Origin of the sequence: Almyronema sp. (assembly GCF_052168255.1) — a bacterium.
Classification (GTDB): domain Bacteria; phylum Cyanobacteriota; class Cyanobacteriia; order Phormidesmidales; family Phormidesmidaceae; genus Sphaerothrix; species Sphaerothrix epifaneia.
This window is the reverse complement of the sequence record NZ_JBQLZL010000034.1, coordinates 76,490-84,884: the sequence shown is the minus strand read 5'-3', so window position 1 is coordinate 84,884 and position 8,395 is coordinate 76,490. Positions and strand designations below refer to the sequence as shown.

The following is an 8,395-nucleotide window of genomic DNA, read 5'->3' as shown; positions in this document are numbered from 1 at the left end:
AAAACTGAGGCTCAAAACTTAAAACTTAAAACCCAAAACTTAAAACTCAAAAGATCTATGTCAAAGCTAAAAATCAAAAACCTGAGAAAAGCCTACAGCCGTCAGATTGTGCCTGTGAAAGATTTGGATTTGCAGGTAGAGAATGGCGAATTTTTGACGCTGGTTGGCCCTTCGGGTTGCGGTAAGTCTACGATTTTGCGGCTAATTGCCGGATTAGAGCAGCCCACCAACGGCAAGGTGTTTATTGGCGATCGCAATGTGACCACGTTACCTCCTGGCGATCGCAATATTGCGATGGTCTTCCAAAGCTATGCCCTTTATCCCCATATGACGGTCTATGACAACATGGCCTCTGGGCTGAAGCTGCGCGACTTAGCGACGGGAGAAATTCAAACCCGGATTCAAGAAGCTTCTCGGGTCTTGGGGCTAGATGAACTGCTCGATCGCAAACCAGCTAAACTTTCTGGCGGGCAGCGGCAACGGGTAGCCTTGGGGCGGGCGCTGGTACGTGAACCCGATGTCTTTTTGCTTGATGAGCCGCTGAGTAATTTAGACGCCTTGCTACGGGAGCAGGTACGCGCCGATTTAAAGCAGATCTTTCAAAAACAGAAATCCCCCGTCGTCTACGTTACCCATGACCAAACTGAGGCGATGACGCTTTCGTCTAAAGTGGCGGTGCTAAATAAGGGCTTGTTGCAACAGTTAGATACGCCAGAGGTGATCTATACCCAGCCAGCTAATCGCTTTGTGGCTGGGTTTATCGGCAGTCCGCAAATGAACCTGATGTCGCTGCCTTGCCAGGGAAATCATGCAGTATTGGGGGACTTTAAAATTCCGCTGCCTAAGGCGGCGCGATCGCCACAAGCCATTATTTTAGGCATTCGCCCTGAGCATGTACGTCTGGCGCAACCGGAAGAAGACGTCACGACCCTTCACGGTCAGGTTTTTCTGGTTGAAAACTTGGGGATGAGCTATTTGCTTAGTATTCGAGTTGATGGTGAAGAAAAGACTATCTTACGGGCACTTTTATCTTCTGATGCCCGCTGGAACGATGAAGACATTACCCTAGCGCTACCAAGCGATCGCATTCACTGGTTCCACGCTAAAACCGAGGAGCGTATTGGCGACTAGCAATTGCTAAGCGATCGCGGTTTAGCAGAAGGGCTGCTTGATTAGCGGGCATTGGTTTAGGGTGCAATGGCCGTAGCGATCGGCAGATAAACCCGAAACGTACTCCCCTCACCCAATTGAGACTCTACTTCAATGTGACCTTGGTGAGCTTTGATAATGCGATGCGACAGGTGCAGCCCCAAGCCGCTGCCCGCTCGCATGTGGTTGCCCTGGCGGAACCATTCAAAGATTTCCTGCTGATCTTCTGGTGCAATCCCTGTGCCAGTATCTTGAATGCTGATCATCATCAGATCTTCAGCCGCCTCAGCTATTGCAGCGGCTTCGCATAGCTGTAGGCTAATCGTAATCGACCCCTCATCGGTAAATTTGATCGCATTACCGATGAGGTTGGTAATCACCCGCCGAATTTCCAAACAGTCGCCAATCAGCTTGCCATCCCAGGCTGCCGTTTCGGGCACGTGGTTATTCAGTTGCAAACTTAGCCCTTTTTCTTCTATCAAGGGGCGCAGTTCCTCGCCAACATCCCGAATCAAGGCTTCGCAGTCAAAGCGAGCAAAGGTCATTGTTTTCTTACCCGCTTCGTGACGGTAGACCTCTAGCAAAGTATTAACCATTTGCAGCAGGTTTTGGTTGCTGCGCACAATGCCATCAATCGCGTCTTGGGCAGTTGGGGCAACCTCGCCAAATGTCCCTTTTTTAAGTAACGCCAACATTCGATCTGCCGCCACCAACGGCGTCCGCAGATCGTGCGTCAGGCGAGAGACGAAATCTTCTCGCTGCCGCATAATTTCCTGCTCGGCGTCAATGCTGTGCTTTAGCCGCAGCAGCGCCCGCACCCGCGCCAGCAGCTCATCCATATCAAAAGGTTTACGAATAAAATCGTCTGCGCCTGTGTCTAGCCCTTTAACCACACTCGATTCTTCATGGGCAGTCACCAGCAAAATGGGAATAAAGGGCAAATCGGCGTTGCCGCGAATTTTTTGGGTTACTTCATAGCCATTCATCCCCGGCATCATCACATCAAGCAAAACCAGACTAGGGGGCGACTGGTAAATCTTTTGTAAAGCAGTTCGTCCGTCCTCGGCAAAACTGAGCTGGTACCCTTCTTCTTCCAAAATTGTTTGCACTAGAAACAAATTGTCAGGGGAATCATCCACTACCAAAATGCGATCGCTGACGGGCTGAGATAAAAGGGAGGTATCTGTATTAAGAGGTTGAAGCATCGGATTTCAAACACGCTGACAAGGACACACAAGTTTTAAACTCAGGCAGACTTTAGCAGATTCTATGAATCGGGCTAGCAATCGCCCGATAGATAATTCCGCCTCAGAACTTAAGCAAACCGCTTAAGTTCTGAGGCGGAATGTCTACCTCATGGGGCAAGGTAGAGTTGTTCTTATCGGGCATTTTGATGTGACGCGGCAAATCAACCGAAAAAACCGATCCTTGACCAAGCTGACTATCGACTTCAATCATGCCGTTCATCATCTTAACCAGAGAGTCAACGATCGCCAGCCCTAAGCCCGTACCTGGGTGGCGACGGGTGCTGGTTTGATCAACCTGTCTGAAGGCTTCAAAAATATGCTTGAGGTGGCCTGGATCAATACCAATGCCTGTATCAATTACCTTTAAGCGAATTTTGTCTGGCGAAATTTCAGACAGTTCGACAGAAACTTGTCCTCTGTCGGTAAATTTGATGGCGTTAGAAAGCAGATTCACCAAAATTTGCCGCAATCGATTGGGGTCATTGACGACCCACGGATCGCTGATCTGCATCCTTAGCTTTAGGGCTAGACCCCGCTCTTCGGCAAGCGATCGCAGTTCTTCTGTTGTCGCTTCTATCAGCGTTGCCAGGTCAAATCGCTCTAGCCTTAGCTGCAAACGGCCTGCCTCGATTTTAGAAAAATCCAAAATATCGTTGAGCAACGCCAGTAAGTTTTTACCATTGTTGAGAATACGCTGCACCATATCCATGTGCTGCTTAGTAAAAACCCCTTCACCTCGTCGCAGCAAAATTTGAGAAAAGCCAATAATTGCATTCATCGGGGTTCTTAGCTCATGGGACATGGTGGCTAAAAACTCAGACTTCAGCCGCGAGGCGCGAATTAGCTCAATGTTTTGTAGTTGAATTTGTTGACGCTGTCTTTCTAACTCTAAATTTTGCCGGGTTAGGATTTCGTTTTTTTCTCGCAGTTCTTTTTGCGCCCGTTCTGCTTCTAATTCAGCTTCGTAAACCCGAATGGCATTGCGCAAACAGCGCACCAGCGTTCCAGGTGTGATTCTAGACTTTGAAAGGTAGTCAGAAGCACCTGCCTTCATCAGTTCAACGGCGGTTTCCTCATCACCTTGCCCAGTCAGCACAATTAGCGGAATTTTGAACCCGGCCTGCCGTAGCGCCTTGACCAGTTCTAGACCATCCATATCGGGTAAGCGATAGTCTAAGAAGACACAGTCTACCGAACACTGGCGCAAAGTCGCGATCGCGGCTTCACAGTCTTCTGCCTCATTAAACTGCAGCGGCATATGAGCCTTTCTAAAGGCACGACGAACTGCTAAACGATCAATCTCGTCATCATCAACAATAAGTATCTTTAAAGGATTTGTTGACTCAGCAGTTGAGGTAGCAGCAGGCGTTCTTTCCATTAATGATTAGGGCAGCAAGGGGCTTACGGCATTTCGCAGAGGGTCCAATACTTGTTTAAGGTAGCCATCACCTCAGCAAAATTAAGAAAAGTAACAGGCTTCAACAAGTATCCTGCAACATTTAATTTATAGGCTTCTACCCGATCTTGATCCTGATTAGAGGTGGTGAGCACGATAACGGGCGTCAAGCACAATTGGGGATCAGCTCTTAAATTTTGCAAAAACTCGATACCGCCCATCTTGGGCATGTTTAGATCAAGCAAAATCAGCCTTCTTTCGGAGGGAATCAACGGCGACTGCTTTTCGCTTCCCTGCAACATCTCCAGAGCTTCCAAACCGTTGCCAGCAATGTAAAGCGGATTCACAATATTATTTTTTCTAAAAGCCCGCTTGACATTCATGACATCAACTTCGTCATCTTCTACTAACAAAATATTGATTGCTCTAGAGTCCATGAGGCGCGGTCGCTTTGAGTAAGGGTTTGCATCCTTTATATCAATTCTTATGCCCAATACCTATCTGCTAGGGGATAGACTCTACAGCTTCTTCTTTTGCGCCCCCTAAATTGACAAGATTTGACTGGCTAATAGCTGAAGGCAAAAGCCTAAAGTCAGAATAAAAAGCTCTCTTTCAGCAGCTTTCAGCCATTTAAGTTGCTTAACCGTAGGGGCATAGCTTTATGGCTCAGCGCTGAGTGAGTTGAAAAGCCGCTTTCAATGCTGCTTCGACCAAGTGAAGCGAAACGTTGACCCCTGGCCCAACTGAGAGTCTACCGTAATGACCTCTCCTTCGGTATCGATAATCTTTTTGATAATGGATAAGCCAATACCTGTGCTTTCCGTCTTGTCGCGTGCCTCCAGCGTTTGAAAAACCTGAAAAATTTTCTCATGGTACTGAGGCGAAATTCCTGGGCCGTTGTCACTGACGGCAAATTCATAGTGCTCGCCTCGATCCTGGCACTGAATAGTTACTTCAATTTGAGGCTTGTCGTTGTACTTGATGGCGTTGCTGAGCAGGTTGGAAAAAATTTGCCGTAAGATCAGCCGCTTAGTGGTCAACGTGGGCAGATCGGGTTGGAGATGAATGTCACAATTTTCGGGAGGAGCTTGAGAATCGATAATTTCTTCTAGCAGCTCTTGTAGCGAAAAAGTTTCTGTAGGAACTTCTTTGCGCCCAATGCGGGAATAGGCTAAAAGCCCCTCAATCAAGGCTTCCATACGGTGAACCCGACCTCGCATCAGCCGCATATGCTCTTGGCTCTCGGCTGGCAACTGGTCGCCTAAGTCTTCTTCTAGCCAGGTTGAAAGGTTGGCGATCGCCCGTAGAGGTGCTTTGAGATCGTGGGAAGCCACATAGGCAAACTGGTCGAGTTCTTGGTTGCGACGTTCGAGCAGCGCTGTTGTCTGTAACAGCAGGGTGTTGATTTGAGTCAGTTCATTGGCTCTAGACTCCAGCATTTCTTGAGCATGGCGGCGATCGCTGATGTCATTAATCACCCCAACTGCCCCGGTGAAAGTTGCGCTTTCGTCATAATTGGGCTGAATATCAATTTCTACCCAGCGCAAATCGCCAGTCTGAGTTTGCAGCCTTACTTCTCGCCGCTGTTGCAGATCAACCTGGTTAACCTGCTGCAAGCGATCGCGGCACCAAGGCTGATCTTCAACATGAAAGTACTGCCAAAAAGGCTGACCTAAGCTTTCTGCCAGCGAAAAACCAGAAACCGTCTGCCATGAAGCATTTAGAAATGTCCAGCACCCGTCTACATCTGTCTGAAAAATCACCTCGCGGACATTGTCTACCACAGAGCGATAGCGCTGTTCGCTCAAACTCAAAGCCTGTCTGGCGGCTTCAATTTCAGCTTTGGCATGCCGTTCTCGCTGCAGCAAAGTGTCCTTAAGCTGATTAGCCACCTCTAGCTCCGCCGTTCGAGCAGCCACCCGCGCTTCTAAGTCTTGGTTTAGCGCGGCTAAGCGCACCTCCATTTGTTTGCGCTCAGTGATGTTGAGGCTGACGCCAATAATGCGGTGAATGGCAGCGGCTTCTCGCAGCGGCGTGAGAACGGTGAGCCACCAGGTTTCTTTGCCCGAAAATGGCAGCTTTTCTTCGTATTCAATTGTTTTCCCTTGGTCTAGGCAGGCTTGATAGCGCGATCGCACGGCTCCGGCTGCCGCAGCAGGTAAAATATCTTCAGGCGCTTTACCAATAACCCGGTCAGCCGATAGCCCAGTCAAACGCTCAGACGCTGGATTAAACCCAGCGTAGCGAAAGTCTCCATCCGGTAGAACATCTACAACAAAAATGGCTTCTCTGACGTTGTTATAAATACTGCGCAAAAAAAGCTCTTGCTGACGTAAAGCCTCTGTCGTCTGTTCGTGATCGGCTTGCAGCCGCCGATACTTAGCCTGACTATCGACTAAACAATCTTGCAAGCCATCAAGTTGCTTACGCGCAGCCGCCTCTTGAGAGCGAAACTCATCGGAAAACTGAGCCATAAAACATTAACGAAATACAATTCGAAGTTAAACGCTTTAAGGCTGGGCTATATAGTCCGGGATTTGGCAAAGGCTGACCAAGCGGGAACCGTTGCAAAAATGCCAGAGAAGCTTCAGCAAACGTACAAGCGCCAACATTCTAGGGGAGATTCCCTAGAGTCAGTTTGCCCTTGTCTACATAAAATTCAATCATCCTTAGTGCCCCACAGCGTATGACTACAGATAGAGATCGCCTAGCTCAGCAATAATGGGCAGATAAAGCGTTCTCTTTATAGACCCGAAAATTCATCCTGAAGTCGCAACATCAGAAACTGCGTCAGCAACCTCTATCGTTTCGAGTTTAATTTTTGAGTCTAATTTGAGTCTCTTGAGTCTCAATTGAATGCACTCGTCAAATTGTTTACCCAAGAGCGGGCGTCGAGCAGCGAGCTATGGGTCACTCGATCAGCAGGCACCTGCAGCAAACCCACCCCAGCAAAATCTGTCTAAAGATTTATTTGACGTCGGTATTAAATAGTTCTTCTGCCAGTCATACATTGGCTCAGGTTCTTGTAATTTACTTTTCATCTGCTACTGCCTGCTCATCTGTTGAGGCTTTGTGCCCAAACAGGTATTGAGCGGCAGCGATTACTTTTCTTTTCAATGAACCCCTTATGAGCTTGACATTGCTGCTAAAACCCATAGCGTTTCGGAAAATAGCCGTTTCTCCAGCGAACTTCCAGATCGGGAGGAATCGCTAAATGAGCAGTCAAGAGCAAACGATTGGACAACTCGAACGTGATCTATCGCAAAAGCTGCAGGCGCTTTATCGCAATCGACTTGGACATCGAATTGGTAAAGTCACCTGCCAGATGTTTGAGCAAAAGCTAGCGATTGTTTTAGAAGACTCCTTGACCTTGCCGGAACAACTGATCGTTGAAGACGGCAGTACTGAACTGGCTGATGAGGTTCATGGCAAAATTGAGCGGCTCTTACAACCTGAAATTAGGGAGTTGATTGAAGAGATATTTGCGGTGAAGGTGTTGGATCTGTTGTCTGATGCGAAGCTCGACACAGGCCGTACGGGCATGATAGCGGTTCTAGATAAAATCCCTGAAGTTCGCAATCCGGATGCCATTCCAAAGGTAAAGAAGAAAGCCGTTACCTAAAGTCGCGGTTCTACGGTGTTAAAAGCCGCTTGGCACAACAGCGATTTGATTGTGGGAAACCAAGCTGAAATAGTAAAATTAGGGGACGAGCACAAAGCGCTCAGTCAAATCCGGCAGTAACTGAGCTGAGCTAGCTTTTGAGCCTGTCAGTCGTTAGGCGTTGTTACAAACTTCATCTCTACGCTTATGTTACACGTAGGTAAAAGATGAGCTTTGGGCGATCGCCTCTACAAAAATAGCCCTAGATTTTTTGCTATGGACACCATCCGAATCGTTTTAATCGAAGACCACGACTTGACAAGGGTCGGCTTAAAAGCCGCAATGCAGCAGCAACCCGATATGACCGTAGTGGGTGAAACCAGTAGCGGTAAAGCAGGGCTGAGTATTTTGCGCGAAATTCAGCCGGATGTGGCCGTGGTGGATATTGGTCTGCCTGATATGGACGGCGTTGAGATTACGCGTCAGTTTAAAGCCAGTCAAAATGAAACTGCCACCACCAAAATTTTGATTTTGACGATGCATGACAACGAAGAAGCAGTGATGGCGGCTTTTGCGGCAGGAGCCGATTCTTATAGTGTCAAAGACGTTGATATTGAACAGTTGATCGAAGCTATTCGGGTGACGCACGCAGGCAACGCCTGGATTGATCCAACGATTGCGCGGATTGTACTCAACCAAGCCCAACAGCAGCAGGTAGAAATTGCCAGTTCTGCCGATGGTAGCGCTAGTGATAGGCAAGCTGACTACGAACAGGTGTTGGCGGCTTATCCGTTGACCGAGCGGGAGCTAGAAGTGCTGGAGCTGATTGTAGCGGGCTATAGCAATGCCGCGATCGCAGAAGAGCTTTATATTACCGTTGGCACGGTTAAAACCCATGTTTGCAACATTCTCAACAAGCTCAGTGCTAGCGATCGCACCCAGGCTGCGGTTCGGGCACTGCGTACCGGACTTGTTAGCTAACAGCCCTGACAAGTTAAGTCC

General features: G+C 48.3%; 7 protein-coding genes. 3 read left to right on the top strand and 4 right to left on the bottom strand.

All coding sequences use genetic code 11. From position 1 onward, the window contains the following. The first annotated feature begins 57 nt into the window (after window positions 1–57). Window positions 58–1,131: an ABC transporter ATP-binding protein gene (locus ACTS3T_RS07215; protein ID WP_377965902.1), complete on the top strand. Its 1,074-nt coding sequence runs from the start codon at window positions 58–60 to the stop codon at window positions 1,129–1,131. Between the two features lie 56 nt (window positions 1,132–1,187). Here the strand turns inward: ACTS3T_RS07215 and ACTS3T_RS07210 are convergent, their stop codons facing one another. The 4 genes from ACTS3T_RS07210 to ACTS3T_RS07195 all read right to left on the bottom strand — a co-directional run bounded on the left by ACTS3T_RS07210 (window position 1,188) and on the right by ACTS3T_RS07195 (window position 6,266). Beyond that, window positions 1,188–2,354: a hybrid sensor histidine kinase/response regulator gene (locus ACTS3T_RS07210; protein ID WP_377965900.1), complete on the bottom strand. Its 1,167-nt coding sequence runs from the start codon at window positions 2,352–2,354 to the stop codon at window positions 1,188–1,190. 103 nt (window positions 2,355–2,457) lie between these two features. Continuing rightward, the gene (locus ACTS3T_RS07205; RefSeq protein WP_377965898.1) at window positions 2,458–3,774 is read right to left on the bottom strand and encodes an ATP-binding response regulator; all 1,317 of its coding nucleotides are present in this window, start codon (window positions 3,772–3,774) and stop codon (window positions 2,458–2,460) included. 23 nt (window positions 3,775–3,797) lie between these two features. After that, window positions 3,798–4,229, bottom strand: coding sequence for a response regulator (locus ACTS3T_RS07200; RefSeq protein ID WP_377965896.1), 432 nt, complete (start codon window positions 4,227–4,229; stop codon window positions 3,798–3,800). Window positions 4,230–4,487: 258 nt separating this feature from the next. Further along, complete coding sequence (locus tag ACTS3T_RS07195) at window positions 4,488–6,266, bottom strand: sensor histidine kinase (protein WP_377965894.1); 1,779 nt, start codon at window positions 6,264–6,266, stop codon at window positions 4,488–4,490. A 740-nt stretch (window positions 6,267–7,006) separates the two neighbouring features. Here ACTS3T_RS07195 and ACTS3T_RS07190 point away from each other — a divergent pair. Further along, window positions 7,007–7,414 (top strand): Na-translocating system protein MpsC family protein, encoded by a 408-nt coding sequence (locus tag ACTS3T_RS07190; protein ID WP_377965892.1) that lies wholly within the window; start codon window positions 7,007–7,009, stop codon window positions 7,412–7,414. Between the two features lie 255 nt (window positions 7,415–7,669). Next, window positions 7,670–8,374 carry a response regulator gene (locus ACTS3T_RS07185; protein ID WP_377965890.1) on the top strand — a complete coding sequence of 235 codons (705 nt, stop codon included), beginning with the start codon at window positions 7,670–7,672 and terminating at the stop codon, window positions 8,372–8,374. Window positions 8,375–8,395 lie beyond the last annotated feature (21 nt).